18 protein-coding genes are annotated in these 19259 nt (G+C 58.5%); 13 read left to right on the top strand and 5 right to left on the bottom strand.

Annotated features, from left to right (window positions below):
* The first annotated feature begins 272 nt into the window (after positions 1–272).
* From QZ383_RS03675 to QZ383_RS03640, 8 genes are all read left to right on the top strand, one after another.
* Positions 273–1385 (top strand): flagellar basal body P-ring protein FlgI, encoded by a 1113-nt coding sequence (locus QZ383_RS03675; protein ID WP_291443140.1) that lies wholly within the window; start codon positions 273–275, stop codon positions 1383–1385.
* Complete coding sequence (locus tag QZ383_RS03670) at positions 1386–2915, top strand: rod-binding protein (RefSeq protein ID WP_291443138.1); 1530 nt, start codon at positions 1386–1388, stop codon at positions 2913–2915.
* Positions 2916–3153: 238 nt separating this feature from the next.
* Positions 3154–3621 (top strand): flagellar protein FlgN, encoded by a 468-nt coding sequence (locus tag QZ383_RS03665; protein ID WP_291443136.1) that lies wholly within the window; start codon positions 3154–3156, stop codon positions 3619–3621.
* 2 nt (positions 3622–3623) lie between these two features.
* A complete protein-coding gene (gene flgK / locus QZ383_RS03660) occupies positions 3624–5738 on the top strand; it encodes a flagellar hook-associated protein FlgK (protein WP_291443134.1) in 2115 nt (704 codons plus the stop codon).
* Between the two features lie 9 nt (positions 5739–5747).
* Positions 5748–7277 (top strand): flagellar hook-associated protein FlgL, encoded by a 1530-nt coding sequence (gene flgL, locus QZ383_RS03655; RefSeq protein ID WP_291443131.1) that lies wholly within the window; start codon positions 5748–5750, stop codon positions 7275–7277.
* Between the two features lie 95 nt (positions 7278–7372).
* On the top strand, positions 7373–7609 hold the full coding sequence (gene csrA / locus QZ383_RS03650; RefSeq protein WP_022657715.1) for a carbon storage regulator CsrA: 237 nt from the start codon (positions 7373–7375) through the stop codon (positions 7607–7609).
* Positions 7588–8124, top strand: coding sequence for a flagellar assembly protein FliW (gene fliW, locus QZ383_RS03645; protein WP_291443129.1), 537 nt, complete (start codon positions 7588–7590; stop codon positions 8122–8124). The genes csrA and fliW overlap by 22 nt, the downstream gene beginning before the upstream one ends.
* Before the next feature lie 730 nt (positions 8125–8854).
* Positions 8855–9184: a YnfA family protein gene (locus QZ383_RS03640; protein ID WP_291443127.1), complete on the top strand. Its 330-nt coding sequence runs from the start codon at positions 8855–8857 to the stop codon at positions 9182–9184.
* Positions 9185–9264: 80 nt separating this feature from the next.
* On the opposite strand, the gene dnaJ is transcribed toward QZ383_RS03640, so the two are convergent.
* Both dnaJ and rpoZ read right to left on the bottom strand, forming a co-directional pair.
* A complete protein-coding gene (dnaJ, locus tag QZ383_RS03635; RefSeq protein WP_291443125.1) occupies positions 9265–10371 on the bottom strand; it encodes a molecular chaperone DnaJ in 1107 nt (368 codons plus the stop codon).
* A 106-nt stretch (positions 10372–10477) separates the two neighbouring features.
* Complete coding sequence (gene rpoZ / locus QZ383_RS03630; RefSeq protein ID WP_022657721.1) at positions 10478–10714, bottom strand: DNA-directed RNA polymerase subunit omega; 237 nt, start codon at positions 10712–10714, stop codon at positions 10478–10480.
* Between the two features lie 259 nt (positions 10715–10973).
* Here rpoZ and QZ383_RS03625 point away from each other — a divergent pair, with 259 nt between their 5' ends.
* From QZ383_RS03625 to QZ383_RS03605, 5 genes are all read left to right on the top strand, one after another.
* A complete protein-coding gene (locus tag QZ383_RS03625; RefSeq protein WP_291443122.1) occupies positions 10974–11777 on the top strand; it encodes a tRNA 2-thiocytidine biosynthesis TtcA family protein in 804 nt (267 codons plus the stop codon).
* A gap of 35 nt (positions 11778–11812) precedes the next feature.
* Complete coding sequence (locus QZ383_RS03620) at positions 11813–12712, top strand: M23 family metallopeptidase (protein ID WP_291443120.1); 900 nt, start codon at positions 11813–11815, stop codon at positions 12710–12712.
* Between the two features lie 103 nt (positions 12713–12815).
* Positions 12816–12992 (top strand): hypothetical protein, encoded by a 177-nt coding sequence (locus QZ383_RS03615; protein WP_291443118.1) that lies wholly within the window; start codon positions 12816–12818, stop codon positions 12990–12992.
* 206 nt (positions 12993–13198) lie between these two features.
* Positions 13199–14053, top strand: coding sequence for a substrate-binding domain-containing protein (locus QZ383_RS03610; RefSeq protein ID WP_291443116.1), 855 nt, complete (start codon positions 13199–13201; stop codon positions 14051–14053).
* Positions 14043–14813, top strand: coding sequence for a 4Fe-4S binding protein (locus QZ383_RS03605; protein WP_291443114.1), 771 nt, complete (start codon positions 14043–14045; stop codon positions 14811–14813). Before QZ383_RS03610 ends, QZ383_RS03605 begins: the two co-directional genes overlap by 11 nt.
* A gap of 1022 nt (positions 14814–15835) precedes the next feature.
* Here QZ383_RS03605 and gatA read toward each other — a convergent pair.
* The 3 genes from gatA to QZ383_RS03590 form a co-directional block, all read right to left on the bottom strand.
* Positions 15836–17296 carry an Asp-tRNA(Asn)/Glu-tRNA(Gln) amidotransferase subunit GatA gene (gene gatA, locus QZ383_RS03600; RefSeq protein WP_291443112.1) on the bottom strand — a complete coding sequence of 487 codons (1461 nt, stop codon included), beginning with the start codon at positions 17294–17296 and terminating at the stop codon, positions 15836–15838.
* Positions 17297–17427: 131 nt separating this feature from the next.
* Positions 17428–17724 (bottom strand): Asp-tRNA(Asn)/Glu-tRNA(Gln) amidotransferase subunit GatC, encoded by a 297-nt coding sequence (gatC, locus tag QZ383_RS03595; protein ID WP_291443109.1) that lies wholly within the window; start codon positions 17722–17724, stop codon positions 17428–17430.
* Positions 17725–17759: 35 nt separating this feature from the next.
* Positions 17760–19154, bottom strand: a complete 1395-nt coding sequence (locus QZ383_RS03590) for a hypothetical protein (protein ID WP_291443107.1) — start codon at positions 19152–19154, stop codon at positions 17760–17762.
* Positions 19155–19259 lie beyond the last annotated feature (105 nt).

Raw genomic sequence — 19259 nt, 5'->3', positions numbered from 1 at the left:
CATTTACAATGTTGGTCGGCTCTGGCAACAGCCCCAAAATACTCAATCAAAATACTCGAAAAGAGCGGGTAGGGAGCAAAATCCCTGCCCGCTCTTTTTTGTTGGGCGGAGGAGGACTAGGCGGAAAACTGCTTCACGGCAGGGTACGGGGTGGGAAGGTATTGGCTGTGGCGCAGGATCCGGCCGCCCGCTTGGGTCAGCAGTGCGTCAGCATGTTCGGCATGGTTTCTGCAATTCCCTGTGTGCCGGTATTCCGGCAAGGAGTCTGCGCCATGAAATTGACAATACTGCGCCATCCGGCCTTCTGGATTACCACCGCCGCCCTGCTTGTGTGCTGGGCCTTGCCTGCGCAAGCCGTGCGCATCAAGGACATAGCCACGTTTTCTGGCGTGCGCGACAACCAGCTCATCGGTTACGGGCTGGTGGTTGGTCTGGCTGGAACCGGCGACAAGAAGGACTCCGTCTTCACGCTCAGTTCCATGAAAAACATGATGGACAGAATGGGCGTTGGCGTGGACGCATCCGCACTTAAAATCAAAAACGTGGCCTCGGTCATGGTAACGGCGCGCATGCCGGTGTCGGCCAAACCCGGCACCAGGCTGGATGTGACGGTGTCCTCCGTGGGCGACGCTACCTCCCTCATGGGGGGCGTGCTGCTGCAAACGGCCCTCAAGGGCGTGGACGGCAAGATATACACCCTGGCACAGGGCGCATTGACCGTGGGCGGTTTCTCGGCCTCGGGCAAGGCCGCCAGCACCACAAAGAACATCGCCACCGTGGGCATCATCCCCGGCGGCGGTATTGTGGAGCGGGGCATTCCCTTTGAGTTCAACCAGCAGGACAAACTCACGCTCAATCTGCGCGTGGGAGATTTTTCCACAGCGCAGCAGATTGCGGAACGCCTCAATGGGGCCATGGGCGGGCGCTATGCCCGCGCTGTGGACGCCACCAGCGTGACCATGGATGTGCCGCCCCAGTATCGCAACAACCTCGTGCCGCTCATGGCCTCGGTGGAAAATCTGGATGTCAGCCCCGACACCTCCGCCAAGGTGGTGGTGGACGAAAAGACCGGCACGGTTGTGCTTGGGCGTGATGTGCGTATCTCCCGCGCTGCCGTGGCCCACGGCAACCTGCAAATCACTGTGCAGGAAAGCGAACAGGTTTCGCAGCCCGGCCCCTTTTCGCAAGGCCAGACTGTGGTGACGCCGCAGACGGAAACCAACGTGCGCGAAGAAAACCGCCATCTTATGATGGTGGAAGGCGCGACTCTTCAGGAACTGGTGGACGGCCTCAATGCCATTGGCGCAACCCCCCGCGACCTCATATCCATTTTACGGACAATGCAGGCATCGGGTTCCTTGCACGCGGATCTGGAGGTAATTTAAATGACCACGCCCATGTCAACCGCTCTCATTCCTCCTGATGCCAGCGCGGGCGAAGTCGCCCGCAAGGAAGTTCAGTCGCGCCTGGCGGGCATTGGCAATCTGGGCGGGAAAAATATTGACCCTGCGCAAAAGGAAAAGAAGCTGCGCGAATCCTGCGAGGGCTTCGAGTCCATCTTTATCCAGAAAATGTGGGAAGAAATGCGCAAAACCCTGCCCAAGTCCACCTTGTTGCACGGCAAGGAAGAGCAGTTCTGGCAGGGTATGTACGATCAGGAACTGGCCAAAAAAATGACATCGGCAGGCGGCATAGGTCTGGCCGACATGATGTACGCCCAGCTTTCGCGCAGTCTCACATCCGCAAGCCGCGCCACGGCAACGGATGCCTCCGCCGTTCAGCGGCCCTTTACGCCAACGGCAGCGCCCATGCTTGCGGCAACGCTCGATGCGGATAGCCCGCACAACGATAGCGGCAGGGACGCTGCGAAGGACAAGTCCAGAACATCCGGCACTGCTGCATCCGTGTACGGCGGTGTTGCCCCCATGCAGGACGCCGGACATGCGGAAAACGGTTCCGCCGCGGCACGTACGCTGACAGGAGCCCAGGCTGCGGCCGGAGGACAGGATCCTGAAGAAGCAGCGCGTCTTGCCGAGCAGGCAATGCAGGCCTCGGCCCAGCCGGAGCGGCACAGGGTTGTGCGCACCACCAACGTTGTCGGCAATATGAATTCCGGCCTCAATCTGGCCCGCAAGGCGCAGTTTGAAGCGGGCAGCAAGCTGGGGCCCAATGCCGTGCGCCCGCCCATGCAGCAGATGCTGGGCCTTGCCCAGCCGCAGAGCAGGTCCGCGCAGGCGGACGGGCAGAACTGGGATCAGGGCGGCATGCAGATGGATATGTCCAGCATGGGTATTCCTCCGCTTACGGGAAATGTATTTGACGCTCAGAATATGGATGCGGCTTCCAACGGGCAGCAGACAACGCAACCGTCCATGCGTCAGCAGCAGATGCCAGGGCAGAATGCTATGGGGCCAAATGGCCAGCCCATGCAGCCTCCGCAGCCGCAAAAAGTTCGCTATACCACCAACATCCCGCCGTCAGGGCGCGGGGGCAAGCAGGGATTGATCCGTACGCTCAATGTTGACGGCTCAGGCCCCAACAGTAATGCGGGTGCCGGTATTGCCGCCTATCATGCCCAGCAGGCTCAGGGCGCAGGCATGCAGCCGCAAGGTTCGGCTCAGGGTGCGCAGCCGGCAGCGCAGGTAAGCACCCTGCCCATGGGGCCAGCTGGTCAGCCCGCAGCTCTGGCAGCAAGCCAGCCCGCAAGCCCCGGCGTTCAGGCTCCCAATCAGCCTGTGGGCCCCGGCGTTGCCCCGGTGGCTTCGCCCGCATCTGCTCAAGGCGTGACCAGCCCGGTGCCGCTGACAGGCGGGCAGATATTTGTGCGTCAGGGCGGCCAGGGCGGAGTTGCCAAGGGGGCGGCAGCCTCGGGTATTCCGCCGCTGACAGCCACGGACGTGTACGGCAAACCCTAGCTGGTACTTATTGCGAAATTGCTCTGGCGGGGGGGGCAGAACTGACGATGCCGCACGCTTCTGCAGCGCTTGGCAGCTTCCCCTGATCAATCTCCCCTTTAACCGCTCTGGAAGCCTGCCACGGAAGGATTTTCAGGCACGAATTTTGCTTTAATTGTGCCGGGGCGGCAGTTTTTGCCTTTTTCTGTCAGGCAATATCCTGACTACGGCTAAAATCAATGGCCCTCGGGAGGTTCACATGCACAACGCCATTTACGAATCGCTTTCGCGTCAGGACAAGGCCCTTTGCCTGCTGCGCGACCTTCTTGAAGAAGAATACACGTGCCTTCTCGATCGCGATACTGATGCCGTGGTGTCTCTTGAGTTCTCCATACAGGAGCTGATCCGTCAGCTGGCCGTGGAAAAAACTTCTGTCATCAGAGGTCTGGGAGGCATGCGGGCCATGGAATACGCCGCTGCGCTGCCGGACGACATGGGCGCCGCCCTGAGGGAAATCCTGCAACGGATCGATACGAGCGAGCAGTCTGTTGCTCGCCAGGCCTCGCGCAACACCAACCTTTCTCTGGCTCTGCTTGATCAGAGCAGCCGCGCGCTTCAGGCGCTCACAAGTCAGGCCATGCCGCCCAAGGCGGAAACCTATGGCCGCCGTGGGGGCATGAGCGCCCAACGGCAGACGCAGGCCGCGTTGATCTCCGGGAGGCTGTAGTCATGCTCAGCGGTCTTATGAATGTGGGCAGGACTGCCCTCAATGCCGCGCAAGCCTGGATTTCGGTCACTGGCAGCAATATCGCCAATGCCGATACCGAAGGCTACACCCGACGCTATGTGGATCAGCGCGACGCGGGCACCCTTGTTGCCAAGCCTGGCGGCGAAGGGTTGGGGGTTAATGCGCAGCAGGTATTGCGGTATTTCAACTCATTTCTTGAAAGCTCCTACGTGCGACAGTCCACCAATTCTGCCCGCTGGGACGAGCAGGAAAACATCATGGGGACGTTGGAAAGTCTTTTCAACGAATCCAACCGGGCTGGCATAAGTTCTTCCATGAACGCGTTTTTTACGGCATGGCAGAAGCTTGCGCAGCGCCCTGGCGATACCGCCTCGCGCGAAGATCTGCTTTCGTATGCCGACAACCTTTGCGACATGCTCGGCAATACAGCCACATCGGTCAAGGCGCTGCAAAGCCAGATGGATGTTTCCATCAATCAGGGGGTAAGCCGCGTCAATGAGCTTGCCAAGAGCATTGCTTCCCTTAACAAGCAGATCAATGCCACGACCGTCGATGGCGTAAGCAATCCCAATGATCTGCTTGACCAGCGCGACCAGCTGGTGCGCGAAATGGCAACTTATGTCGATGTGAAGACCGTAGACTCTGGGGGCGGTAACTTTACGGTGGCGCTCACTACCGGGCAACCCCTGGTGCAGGGTGTCAACACCAATGATTTAGCGATTCTTGAACCGCGCGCGGAAAGCCGACTTTCCAACGGTTCGACGTATACTGGCAGTATCCAGTATGACGGCTCCGACAGCCACGAATATACGGTGGATATTGTTTCCGGGGGCAATGCCGGCCCTGCGGGCACTGCAGGCAATCCCACGTTCCGCGTCTCGCTGGACGGCGGCAAAACCTGGCTGCGTGATGAGGACGGCAATGAACAGCACTTTGAAATAAGCGCCACGGGCACATCCACCGATCCCGTTCAGGTGAAGAATCTGAAGATATCCTTCGATTCCACCAGCAATTTTACCGTTGGCGACAAGTTCGACATCGTGCCCAAGACCGGGCTTTACTGGATTGAGCCCTCACGCGGCCCGCAAAACGTGACGCCCCAGGTGGGCTTTGACGGAACGGACACCGCCGGTCGTGTGTCTGGCGGCAAGCTGACCACCTACTTCAATATTCGAGACGACAACTGCGGCCGGTATATGGATGAACTGGACGCCACCGCCAAGTCGCTTATCTGGGAAGTGAACCGCATTCACAGCCAGGGTGCTGGTACCTCTCAGTTTGATTTTATACAGGGGCAACAGGGCGTTTCCAACACAACTGTACCTCTGGGATCGGCTCAGGCCGTGTTGCCGGAGTCCAGCAGGCTCCAGCCTGGCAACGTCAATTTCTACTTTTACGACAAAACTACGGGCGACTATGTTTCGTCGGGCCAGCTTGACTTCAGCGCCATTACCCCCGGGACGCCGAACTTCGATCCCAGCAAGCACTCGCTGAATGATGTCGTTTCCGCCATCAATTCTTCGTTTCCTGGCGAGCTTACGGCCAACATCCAGGACGGCAAGCTTGTACTCAACACTGCAGCGGGCAGCAACCTGCAATTCGCGCTGGGCACCGACAGCACGGGCATGATGGCCGCCCTTGGCGTGAATACGTTTTTTACCGGCACCACTGCCAGCAACATAGCCACAAGCAAACAGCTGCACGACAATGAGAACTACATTGCCGCCGGGCAGGTCAACGGCCAGCAGCAGATAAATAAGGGTGACAACGCCACGGCCACGGCCATTGGCAAACTGGCCAGCACCAACGTGAGCATTTCAACCGCGTGGAAGACCACCACCAACCAGACCATCGGCCAGTACTATGCCAGCCTGGTTACGACCGTGGGCGCTGATACCCGCCTTGCCAAAACAAATTCGGAATATCACTCGGCCCTCACCAGCGACCTTTCCGAGCAGGTCAGTTCTGCTTCTGGCGTCAACCTTGACGAAGAAATGGCCAACCTGATCAAATACCAGCACTCCTACACGGCAGCGGCAAAATTGATAACCACCGCCGACCAGATGCTGCAAACCCTTCTTGGGCTTAAGCAATAGGAGCCCGACATGGCTATACGCGTTACGCAAAATACCATGTACGACAAAATGACGAGCCAGATGCAGAAAAGTCTGGCCGCCTACATGGAAAGCAACGAGCAAGGCTCTTCGCAAAAAAAGATCAACAGGCCATCGGATGATCCTGCTGGCACATACCGCGTGCTGGTGACCCGCAATGACATCAGCGCCACCACCCAGTACCAGAGCAATGTAGATACGGCCAAGGGCTGGTTGTCATTGGCCGACAACGTGCTTGGCACGCAGTTGAGCAACTCTCTGACAAACCTTAAAGCGTTGGCTGAACAAGCCTCTACCGGCACCTATTCGGCGGAGAACCGTAAACAGATCGCGGATCAGGCCCGGCAGATTTTTGGCGAGATGCTCAATCTTTCCAACACGCAGTATGAGGGCAACAGCATTTTTGCCGGTCAGCGCTATGACCACAACGCCTTTGAGGAAGGGCTGGCCCTGACCAGTGCCGACACCAACTGGGATACGGCCATTCAGGCCGGGGACTATACGATCCAGGGCGCGTCCAGTAAATCCATGATGATCCAGTTTACCAGCACCGGGACGCTTGATGGCGGGGCGCAGACTTTTCGCTGGTCCAACGATGGCGGCACCACATGGGGCACGGGCACTACGGTTGGCAGAACGCTGACTGCCAACGGTGTAACCGTTACCATGCAGAAGGATTTGGCTGTTACCGCAGCCGATACAAGCGCTGGGGCAGGATCAAAAAACGGTACGCTGGTGTACATCCGTCCTACGGCTGTCTATCAGGGTGACGACAATGATCCCCCGCCGAAAATCACTACCATGGGCGGGCCGTCAGGCCTTCTCACTTCTGCCGCTGGCGCGTTTGGTGGCAACGTGTTGTTGCGCATGGACAACAACGCCGACCTTTCCACGTCTGGCAATACGGTCAACTATTCGTACAGCACCGACAGCGGATCAACCTGGATTGCGGCAACTGCCACCACTGATGGTTCAAACAAGCTTCGACTGCTCATGCCAAGCGGATATATGGATTTGGACGCAGGAAGCGTCACTGGCTACACCGTAAACGCAGGCACACAGTTTCTTGTACACCCAGACCGAGCCGACCTGAATCTGGAAATAATGAAGGATTCGTATATTTCGGTAAACAACGTGGGCAAGGATATCTTTGGTGGATACTACGAAGGCAAGCCAGCCCTGTCGGGTTCGACAAACCTGTTTGACATGGTGGGCGACTTCATCAGCTATTGCGAGAATAACAATCAGGAAGGTTGCCAGCAGACACTCGCAAAAATTGCCACGGTGCAGCAAAATGTGCTCACCCAGACAGCCCGCATTGGCGGTCTTGAAAATCGGGTGTCGACTGCCAGCGATGTTCTCAGTTTTCAGAAGCTAGACCAGCAGGACAGATTGAGCTATACTGAAGATATAGACCTGACCGAGTTGCTGACAAAGCTGACCCGGCAACAGTTAACGTATCAGACAGTGCTTCAGTCTTCTTCAAAGATAATGCAGATGAACCTGGCCAGTTATCTCTAATGCCAAGTAGCAGCGGACTTTGCCGCTTGCTGCCGGGTAGACGCAAGTGCTGCCAGGGAGCGGTTCATGCAACGATATAATTAACGGAAGCACCTATGCTCATATTGACAAGACGCCCAGGAGAAAGCCTATATCTGGGCGAGAATATACGCATAACTATCCTGGGCATGCAGGGTAAACAGGTCAAACTGGGCCTGGAAGTACCCGATGACACCACGATATACCGCGAAGAAGTGTACAAGCGGGTTGTTGAAGAAAACCGGCGCGCCCTTGAAACCAGTAATAACGACCTCATGGTGGCTGCTGAACTATGGCACGAAACAAAGAAATAGAAATCGACACCCGTCTTGGACGCCGTTGCATCGATACGGATAAGGTTGTGCATTTTCCCCGTGGGCTGGCCGGGTTTGAAAACGAGCGGGATTTTATCCTGCTTCAGATCCGTCCTGAAGCGCCTTTGCTTATTTTGCAGAGCGTGAATACCCCGGTAGTTGGCCTGCTGGTGGCCGATCCATACAGTTTTTTTGACAAATCCTACGCACCCCAGGTAGGAGATGCCGAAAGGCAGTTGCTCCATATTGAGAGCCTTGAGCAGGCAGCCGTGCTGGTGACGGTTTCCATCCCTGCGGGCGCGCCCGAGCAGGCCGCGCTCAATCTCACAGGCCCCATTGTCATCAATTATGAGGCCCGCGTGGGGTTGCAGGTGCCGCAGTGCGGCGAAGGACTGCAGCAGGTGAACCTGCACTCGCTCAAACCAGTGGAAGAAGCACAGGATGCAGAAACTACCCCTGCAGATGGTGCCACCCCTCAGGAATCTTGCTGCGTCAAGGCCGCACCCACGGAATAACACATCGCTTTTTTATGCCACGTTGACCCGGCTGTTGTGAAACAGCCGGGTTTTTTCGTGTGGCAACCCCGACAGGAGGGATTTGTTCACAGGCTTTGCCTGCTGCCAAAGAAAATAATTTGTAACATTTTGTAGTTAAAGAGTTTGATGTTGCGCTGTTGTGATGAAATTGTTTGTGGAAAAAGCAGCGGTGGTGAAATAAATAACTTGCATGCTGATCGGCTTAGTGCTAGATTGAGCGCACAAACAGTCGAGAAAAGGGCCTGTTTGCTTTGTGCATGTTACTAAATCGGCCTCATAACTGGCTGTAAAAATTACAGATGGCAACCCTCGGCAAAATCCGCAGACCCCTTCTGCGAATCCGTACCCCTTAACGGAACAGTTTTGCCTGCCTCTGCGTCCTTGCCGTTCTCTCCTCGCCTGGCGGAGCGGTAAACAGGACAATGTTGGCCCGGCGGCATGCCACAGATGCCGCCGGGCCAAAATATTTTTCCCGTCAAAGCAATAGCTGTCCCCTCCTCTCCAAAATCTTCCGCCGTGCATGAGCGTGTAGGGCAGTGTTGACCGTTGCGCTGTTATGCAAACATCGATCACAGGCATTTGCTATTTTGCCTCGCAGACGGTACTTGCCAGACGTATGGTGATTGCCGGAATATTGGCATGAAACAACGTACTCAAAATCACACTGCGGTGCATTCCGCTGCGCTACCACAACAGGAAAGATACATTGATGATCAAGACGTTCGCGCTTTTTGTGGCAACGGCTCTGGCGGAGATAACAGGGTGCTATCTGCCCTGGTTGTGGTTGCGCAAGGGCGGCTCTGCCTGGCTGCTTGTGCCCGCCTGCCTGAGTCTTGCGGTATTTGCATGGTTGCTGACCCTGCACCCCGCAGCCAGCGGCAGGGTCTATGCCGCCTATGGTTGCGTGTATGTGGTTACGGCTCTCTTGTGGTTGCGCTTGGTTGACGGCGTGCCGCTGGCCAGTACAGATATCTTGGGCGGTGCGGTGGCCTTGGTGGGTATGGGCATTATTGTTTCCGGCTGGGGAACAGCCGCCTGAAGGCTCGAACTATTCGCCAAAAACGCAAAAAGCCGGGTGCAAACCCGGCTTTTTTACGCTCATGATACTGAGAGGAATGTTTAGTCGATGCCCATGGCCTTGCTGATTTTTTTTGCGGCCTTTTTGACCTTTTCCAGCGGGCTCTTTTCCGCCGCTGCCTCAAACTCGCGCAGCAGTTCTTCCTGCTTGGCAGAAAGACGGGTAGGCGTAAGCACTTTCACCTCTACCAGCAGATCGCCGCGCGAACGGCGTCCGGGGTAGGGCATGCCCTCTCCAGAAATTCGCAGCAGGGTGCCGCTCTGAATGCCCTTGGGAATTTCCAGCGGCAGGTTGCCGTCAATGCCGGGGACTTCTGCCCGATGGCCCAGAGCCGCCTGCACAAAGCTGATCTCAAGGGAGTAAATGAGGTCTTGTCCCTGACGCTGCCAGCGCTTGTCCTGCTCAACGGTGAGCACAACATAGAGGTCGCCAGCCGGGCCGCCGTGGACGCCGGGTTCACCCTCGCCGCGCACGCGCAGACGGGTGCCGCTGTCCACACCGGCAGGCACGCGCACCACAAGTTCACGGGTGTCTGTGGTGATGCCTTCGCCCTTGCACTTGGGGCAGGGCTTGGTGATGACCCGGCCCGAACCCTGACAGGAGGGGCAGGGCATGGATATCTGGAAAAATCCTTGCGAGCGGCGCACCTGACCGCTGCCGCCGCACTGGCGGCATGTCTCGGCCTTGCTGCCGGGTGCCGCGCCGCTACCGTTGCATTCGGAGCAGGTAACGTGCTTGGGCAGGGAGATGCTGATCTCGTCGCCCTTGGCGGCCTGGGCAAAGGTGATGGTCAGATTGTAGCGCAGATCAGCCCCGGCCATGGGCCTGGGGCCGCGCGTAGCGGTAGAAAAGCCAAAAAGATCGCCGAAGATATCGCTGAAATGCGCAAAAATATCATCGTTGCTGCCAAAACCACCCGCTCCGCCCTGAACGCCAGCGCGTCCAAAACGGTCATAGCGCGCGCGTTTTTCAGGGTCACGCAGCACATCATACGCTTCGGCGGCTTCCTTGAACTTTTGTTCGGCCTCGGCATTGTCGGGGTTGTGGTCAGGGTGATACTTCAAGGCCAGCTTACGGTAGGCCCGTTTAATTTCGTCATCTTCGGCGCTGCGGCTTACGCCCAGCACTTCGTAGTAATCGAGCTCCATCGTAGTTCCGGTCACTGTGCGGCTTGTGCGCCTGTGCTAAAGGTTGTACATAAACGCGGCGGCTCCCCTGGGGAAGCCGCCGCGCGGACAATTTGTCCCCAAAAGGCTACTCCTCTGCGGCGGCCGCGTTATGGCCGGGCAGGGGGTTGTAAAGACTGTCGTCATCAGGCAGAACCTTTCCGGCGGCAATTTCGCGCAGAGCGGTCACGGCCTCTTTGTTGCGGGATTCTACCAGCGGTTCATAGCCTTCGCGGTACTGATGCACACGCTTGATAGCCATCTGCACCAGCAGAAAACGGTTGTCCACGCGCTGCTGACAATCTTCCACGGTAATACGGGCCATGCTGCCTCCGTAAGTACGCGGCTTAAACGCCGCATTCCGGGCCGCCACGGGCAACCCGGTTGATAAATAATACCGCCCGACCATTTGTAAAGGCCGGGCGTGTGCATACGCCTTGGCGCAGGATTCCCCTGCTGAAATAAGAATTGATATATGTCGTCCGCTGTGCTGTCAATAGGTCTGCTGAAACGGCTGCCAGCGCGGAACAACAGGCATCCCGAAATTTGACGGGTTTGCTGGCAACACAGTTACGGGAAAAATTATGAGTAGAGAAAAAAGATCATTCGCGCAGGAAACCTGTGTTAAAAGCGCGGGCAAGGCCATGCAGAAAACAGGCATGCTGTGGCCTGGATGTCGGGTTGCTGTTGCCGTTTCTGGCGGCGTGGACAGTTTTGTGTTGCTGCAAAGTCTTAAAATTCGCCAGGGAATCGTACCTTTTCACTTTGAAATCATGGCGATCCACCTCAACCCCGGTTTTGACGAGCGGAGCCACGCGGCTCTTTTGCCCTGGCTGGCCAAGCGAGGCATACCCGGTCATATTGAAATGACAACCTACGGCCCGGACGCGCATTCAGAAAAGAATCTGCGCAGGTCGGCCTGTTTCCGCTGTTCCTGGCTGCGGCGCAAGCGCCTGTTTGAGCTGTGCGCCCAGTATGGCGTGACCCACCTCGCGCTTGGGCACAATGCGGACGATCTGGTGCAGACGTTCTTCATGAATCTGAGCCGCAATGGGCGTGTGGACGGCATGAGCATGAATGAGTCGTTTTTTGGCGGCGGCCTGCAACTGATACGCCCGCTGCTGCTGGTGGAAAAAAAGTTTATCCTCAAGGCTGCCAAACAGTGGGAACTGCCCATCTGGGCCAATGCCTGCCCCTCGGCTGGCAATACCGCCCGCAGTTCCATGGGGGAAACGCTGGAACACCTGTATGGGGTATCCAAGGATTCGCGGCGGTGCATTTTTAATGGTCTGACCCGCTGGCAGCTTGAAAAGAACAGCGCGGCTGCGGCCTTGGGCGATGAGCAGCCCCTGCCGGACGCAGAAGAGCGTGACGGCGGTGCGGATTGACACGGGCCGTATCCCGGCTCTAGAGTGTTAGCCCAATGCTGTTCGGCAAATATCACATAGTCATCTTCACTGAAGGTCGTAGCGGCAGCCGCAACCTGCGCATGCGCGGCTGGTTTGGCTTTATTGCCTGCGTGCTGGTGCTGGCCCTTGTGGCCTGCAATGTCTGGCTGCTGCGCAGTTGGCTTGAAACCCGGCATCTGGGCGACGACCTGCGCAATGCAGACAAAACCATTGAAGAACAGCGCCGCCAGCTTGTGAATCTGGTTGAGCGTATTTCTGTTGTGGGGCGTGATCTGGAGCGGGTGCAAAGCTTCGACTCCAAGCTGCGCATCATGATGAATATGGAAAAAGATCCCACGGAGGCCGGTTCCATCGGCGACAGGCCGGGGGATTTTTCGCGTACCTATCTGCCCTTGCACCGGCAGGAACTTGCCGCCCGCAAGATGCTTGAATTCCTTACCCGTCTCTCTGAATCCGTGCGGCTTGAAGAAGTGCGCCAGCAGGACTTGCTGCTGGCACTGCGTGAAAACCGCGACGCCCTTTCTTCCATGCCGACCATCTGGCCCGTGGTGGGTTTTGTTTCTTCCAGTTTTGGCTGGCGTTCCGCACCGTTTGGCGGGCGGGGGCAGTTCCATAAGGGCCTGGACATCACCAACCGCATCGGCACGCCCATCATGGCTCCAGCCCAGGGCGTGGTGACTCTTTCGGGGCGTGATGGCGCGTATGGTTTCAGCGTTGAAATCAACCACGGCAGCGGCATTGTTACCAAATACGGGCACATGCAGCGCTGCGCCGTGCAGGAAGGCCAGTGGGTCAAGCGCGGCGAAATTGTGGGCTATGTGGGCATGAGTGGCCGCACCACCGGGCCGCACCTGCACTACGAGGTGCGCCTTAACGGTGTGCCGGTTGACCCCATGCGTTATATTCTGGAGTAGGCCCGACCATTTCCGATTGTTCGTTTTTGCATCATGAACCCGGCGCGCGCATCCATAAACGGTTTGCGGCGGCGGGCGCAAGCAATGGGGAAAATGCGGCACCATGCGCAAGCATCACAAAATTTCTGACAGGCCTTCCAGCGCCGCGCACCGCATGCCCCGGCGTGCTGGCCTGTGTGGCGCTTCCTGCCGTAATTTCTCTGATATCGGTGCGACATTTCCGTTGCTGCCGATGCTGACGGCCAGCATGCTTGCAGCCACGGGCGCTGGCATGACCTGACGTGCGGACTCTGTGGGGCAGGTTGTCTCGCTACGTGCCGCTGGTCGGGCTTTTCGCTGATTCCCGCTCTCCCGATCAAGTAAGTTCAGGCGCTCCCCCTCACAATCCAGGTTTCGCATCCAGAATGCGGAACCGTTTTTTATTTTTAAGGGTTGGATGGCGCGCTCTGCGCTTGTGCAGGATCATTATTTTTTGTGGAGAGGCATATGGAAACTACCGAAAAAGGACGACGCGATTTTCTTAAATCGCTGGCGTTGGGGGCAGCGGGCGCTGCCATGTTGACGCCGCAAACCGCCAATGCGGCGGAGGGCGCCACCTTGCAGGTGTGGTCGTGCGGCGGACTTGCCGAGGCCATGATGCCTGCGCATGAGGCCTATCAGCAGCACTCGGGCGTCAAGGTTGTCTACACTGGAGCCTTTGCAGCGGCCTTGGGCAAGTCCCTGCTGACAGGCGGCGGGCAGACCGAGGTTTTTGCCGGACGCGTGCTGGCTCTGGCCCAGAATCTGCGCAAGGCTGGCAAAATGGTCAATTTCAGGCCCTTGTGCTTTACCAGTTACGTCATTGCGGTTCCCAAGGGGAATCCCGCCAAAATTAGCGATATTGAAGACCTGACCCGCGGCGGCGTGCGGGTTTCCATGGCGCGGGACGCTTCCGCTCCCGGCGGACAGGCGGTTATGGGCATCCTCAAGGCTGCGGACATCACGCCCAAGGTGCTTGCCAACGTGCCCGAACAGGGCAGCTGCGTGCAGCGTTCTGTGGAAAGCGTTGCCGAGGGCAAGGCTGACGCCATGATTGTGGAGCGGCGCATCACCCGCATGACGCGGTTTGCCGACCGGCTGGATTTGGTGGAAATCCCTGAGCGGTTTTTCCCCGCCGGGCCGCTGACCTTTACCGTGGGTATGATGGCCAACGCCTCCGACCCGGCAAAAGCCGCAGCCTATATGGACTGGATTACCAGTGAGCAGGGGCAGGCCTTTTTTGAAGCGGCGGGCTTTATCCCTGCCATTTCGCCCAAGGGCATGGAACTTGTGGAAAAGCTGGGGGTGAAGGATGTTGCATGAAATTGTCGCTCGTCCCAGCCTGCGGCTGAGGGCGCTCCAGTGGTGTAACCGCGCGGTATTGTTTGCCTCCACGCTGTTTTTGGGCGAGTGGGCCTTGTTTGGCGTGTTCCGTTGCCCCTTTGTTGTGCCCTTTGTGAGTTGCCAGAACTGCCCGGTCATTACCTGTCCCGGTCAGGTTGCGCGTATGTTTTGGGGATTCTGGGGCGTGTGGCTGGCTGTGGCGGCTCTGTTCGGCAAGGCTTTTTGCGGCTGGCTGTGCCCTGGCCAGCTTGTGAACCGGGCGCTTGCGCTCAATCCGTTCCGTTTTGGCCCTAATCCCGTGGGTGTTGCGAACTTTCGCTGGGCCCGGTATCTGGTGTTGGCGGCGGGGCTGACAGCCTGGTTTGTTCTGGGGCAGCCGCGCGTGGACGTGCCTATCCGTGTGGGGGAATTTTGGCCCTCGGCATGGCTTACATGGAAGCATGCCTTTCCCATGTGGGATTTGCGTCTGCTTATCACCTTGGGCGGGCTGGCGTTGGGGCTGGTGGTGCTGATGTGCTGGTGCCGGTTTGTCTGTCCTTTTGGTGCGGCGCTGGAGGTTGCGCGCAAGTTTGCGCCGTTCCGTTTTTATAGAACGGAGCAGTGCAATGATTGCGACAAGTGCAGGCGGGTTTGCGTTATGCGCACGAGGCCGGACGAGGAGAATTGCACCAATTGCGGCGATTGCGCGGGGAGTTGCCCCACGGATTGCATCCGCTTTGGCGTGAAGGGCCGAAAGTAGAGAAGAATTTTTGATTGGGGTTTGGGTGAGCCTGTCGAGCGTATTTACGCAAACCCGACTTTTTTGGCCTGACGGCGTTAAAATCCTGTTTTTGATGCTCACGTACTTGAGTACGCTGCGCTCAAAAACAGGATTTTTCCTTGTCAGGCCAGAAAAAAGCGTATTTGCAAATTCACTCAACACCAGCCATCGCCTTTGCATTCGCTCCGGCGAGTTTAAGGAAGGCGACTCCACGACCAGCTTTTGATGGTGGACATACTTCCCTGACTCGCAATGTCAAGGTCTGGTCATGGCTAAGCTGTAGTTAGCACAGTTATAAGTAACTTGCTGATATGGAGCATGTTTTCGCTTGATATCATGATTAGTTCTGGTTTTGTGGTGACTGAAAGCCCAGAAGCTACGGGAAAAGAGTACGGAGCTATTCCCGAAACGAGCAGCTAAACCAATGGTAGTTGGCTGAAATGGATTCACATTCAAAGTGAAAGAGAACTCTGGCATGAACGCGGCGCGGAGGGAGATCACCTGAGCGAGCGTAGCGAGGGAAGGAAGCTCCCGCAGCTATAGTCGCGTTGCCCTCGCCACGCTAAGGAAATGGGAAAACTCTTCTCAGGGGGGGCTTCGGGGGGGGGCAAGGGGGGAAGAGGGGCACCGCCCCGATGGAGTGTTGGCACCGTCAACACGACTGAAAATCAGGAGTAGGTCGCGGCTTTGCCGCGCCGTATGCGACTGATTTCCGTGGCTTACCGCCCGGCGGCGCAGACGCCGATGGCGGCCCAAAGCCCGTAAAACGGGATTTGGCATCAGGATGAAGGGGGTGCAGCCCCTAACAGGCCCCCTCTGCCCCACGCCGGGGAGGCGTCCCAAACGCCGCCGGAGGGCGAAACGCCGTCCCGCAGGGCAGAAGAGACCAATCACTTTCGTCGTGCAGGCCAAATCGCACCGCGCGCGGCGCTCTCAAAACCAACAAAAAGGGAGCAAACCTTCAGGCCTGCTCCCATCGTATTCCATACGTCAAAAACAATTTATAACTTCGCCGCTCCAACACCCGGCAAAACCTGCTCCAAGGCATACCCAAGAGAAAGCAACTCGCCCTCGGCAAAGGCCTTGCCGAAAAGCTGCATGCCCACGGGCAATCCGCTTTCAGCGCCAACTCCCACGGGCATGGAAAGCCCGGGCAGACCGGCAAGGTTCAGCGAAAGCGTGTAGGCGTCCATGAGGTACATCTGGAGGGGGTCGGCGGTCAGGCTCCCCACATTCCACGCAGGAACGGGCGAAACCGGAGCCCACAGGGCGTCGCATGTATCGAGGGCTGCGAGGTATTCATCGCGTATGAGGCGGCGCACCTGCGCGGCCTTGCGGTAATACGCATCGTAATAGCCGGAGGAAAGCACATAGGCTCCCAGCATGATACGGCGCTTGACTTCCTGCCCGAATCCCTCGGTGCGCGAATGCACGTACAACTCTTCAAGATTTTTGATATCCGTAGCGCGGCGGCCGTAACGAACACCGTCAAAGCGGGCGAGGTTGGAGCTGGCCTCGGCCATGGCGATGATATAGTAGGTGGCGATGGCCGCATCTGTGTGCGGCAGGCTCACTTCTACCAATTCCGCACCCTGGGCCTGAGCAATGCTCATGGCGTTCTGGCATACAGCGCGGACTTCAGGGGCCAGGCCTTCACCAAAAAATTCCTTGGGTATGCCCAGCCGCGCGCCCTTGAGGGGCTTGCTGTTCAGTGCGCTCACATAGTCGTCCACCGGGCGCGGGGCGCAGGTGCCGTCACGCTGGTCATGCCCGGCAATAACGCCGAGCACGCGGGCGCAGTCTTCCACGCTGCGGGTCAACGGGCCAACCTGATCCAGTGACGAGCCATAGGCAATAACGCCGTAGCGCGACACGCGGCCGTAGGTAGGCTTGAGGCCCACGCAACCGCACAGGGAGGCGGGCTGACGGATGGAGCCGCCGGTGTCCGTGCCCAGCGAAGCAAAGCATTGCCCGGCAGTGACGGAAGCGGCAGAGCCGCCGCTGGAGCCGCCGGGAACGCGGTTGACATCGCGCGGGTTGCGTGTGGTCTGGTAGGAGGAGTTTTCCGTGGTGGAACCCATGGCGAACTCGTCCATGTTGTTCTTGCCCAGAATGACGGCCCCGGCCTCGCGCAGCTGCTGCACGGCAAAGGCGTCATAAAAGGGTGTGTAATTTTCGAGAATGCGCGATCCTGCAGTTGTGCGCAGCCCCTTGGTGGAGAGGGCATCCTTGACCGTTACCGGCACACCCCACAGGGGCTTGGCTGGATTGGGGCCTTCCTTGTCCAGGGCGGCGGCAGCGGCAAGCGCCCCTTCCCTGTCCACGGTCAGCATGGCCGCGATGTGTGGTTCTGTGGCGTCCATGCGCGCAAGGCAGGCCGTAACGGCGTCAACAGCGGTCAGTTCCTTTTTTTGCAGGGCCTGAGCCGCTTGTGTGAGCGAGAGGGAACAAATTTCGGTCATGGCGTTCTCAAATATGTTCTGCACTGCGTTTCGCGCAATGCTGTGCGTTTTTATGCGGCATGCCCCGGTGCTGGTGATTCGCCGGGCTGCTGCACTGGGCCGGGCCAGAGCGCTTTTGCTCTGAAACTGCGCTAGACGATGCGGGGCACAATAAAATATTCCCCATCGGCCTCGGGCGCGTTGGCGAGCACTTCGTTGCGCTCACGCCGCCGGGCCGACACATCGTCCCGCAGGGGGCCGGGATGCTGGGCCGGGCTGTACAGCGGTTCCACATCGTTGGTGTCCACGCGCGCAAGCACGTCCATATAGGCCAAAATATCGCCCATCTGGCGGGCAAACAGGGTCTGTTCTTCTTCGCTGACGCTCAACCGGGAAAGTGTAGCCATGTGGGCCACTTCTTCCAGACTGATGGTTTTGTTGTCTGCCATGTGTAGTCCTTTAAAGGCAATGCCTGCGGGCGCGATCAGCGCGCAGCGGGCAGGCTGAGTTTATACGAGGGGCGCGGCGTGTTGCTCATGATAGGCGTAGACGGCGGCGTCTGACCAGTCTGCACTGCCGGGGCGGCTTCCGCTCCTGCGGCAGGGGCCGCAAGGGGCGCACCGGTGGCGTCCACGGGGGGCAGACCCTGCATGCGCAGAGCAGCTTGCTGCAATACGCGAGCGCGGGTTTGCTGGAAGGTTTCCACATCCACGGGCGTCATGCCAGTGGGCGAAACGCCGAACAAGAAGAGTTTCTGGTGGGCAACGCCCGCGTTGTCCCACGAAATGGGGGCCATGCCCCAGATCATCTTGGAGGCGCGCTGCGCGCGGGCCGTAACCTGCGGCGTTGTCAGGCGCGAATCAAGCCCCATGGACACGGCAAAGCGCACAAAGTCGTAGCCCAGGGCGTTCCAGAAGTCCGTGCCGGGCACCTGAAGGGCGCGGGGGGCCTGCGGCTGGTTCCATGCGCCGGGAAAGACCGCCAGAGCGAACTTGTCGGCATTGGCAACCGTTTTGCCGGAGAGGCTCTGCTCCCAAAGCGTGGTGCCCAGGAGCACCAGACGATCCTCGCCGTTATAGAGCAGACTTGTGGTCAGCATTTCCATGCTCTTCCACGAATCAGGCAGGAACAGGGCTTCAAAGGAGGTCTGCGGCACAGGGGTTTTGCTGCCCTGCGGCGTCTGGGCGTTGATGAGCGGGGCCACGGCATTGCTCCACGAGGTGGAGTCGGCGGGGTTATACGAGGCCTTTTGCAGCAGCATGTTGTGGCTGGCAAGGCTCTGCTCCATGAGGCCGGTCATACGCACGCCGTAGGCATCGGTGGGATAGAAGGCCCCGTAGGTGCGGATGTTCAGGCCAGTGCTGGCAAAGTTGATGAGCGTGTCGATCTGGTCTTGCGGGCTGGGGAAGAAGCGCCAGGCGCGCGCACCTTCGTCGCCCTGTTCAAGCGAGGGCACAAAGGTGAAGAAGGCTCTTTTTTCGAGCTGACCGTGCTCGCGGGCCTGGGCGTAGTTGCGCGCCTGCAGGGGGCCGCCCACAACAGCGCAGGCCGGGGGCAGAGCGTCCAGACGCTGCAACCAGTCGGCAGCTTCGGTATTGACCGTTTCAATGCGCATCTTGACGCCGCTGGCGGCAAGCTCGTTCTGGGCCATCTGCGCACCGTGGCGCACCTTGCTCGCAATGGGCGCATACGTGCCGGAAGACGGCAGGGCCAGCACCACGCAGGGGCCGGTAACGGCCGCAGGGGTAACCGGTTGGGGTTTGGGCTGGGGCGCTCTTTGACCAAGGCCAAAGGGCATCTGACACGCGGCAAGACAGCCAAGAAGCGCCAGCAGCGAAACGTTGCGAGCCAGCGCGGCGAAAGAGCGGCAAAAATTCATGACGGTATCCTGGTTGTAGTACCGGCAGGCCCGCCGTGCGCGGGCCGCAAAAAAAGGTCTGGTTCAGGGAACCAGACCTTTTTAGTACAGGGTAGGCGTGGTTGC

Source organism: Desulfovibrio sp. (assembly GCF_019422935.1).
In the GTDB taxonomy this organism is placed as follows: Bacteria; Desulfobacterota; Desulfovibrionia; order Desulfovibrionales; family Desulfovibrionaceae; genus Desulfovibrio.
This window is presented reverse-complemented; position numbering and strand designations above follow the sequence as displayed.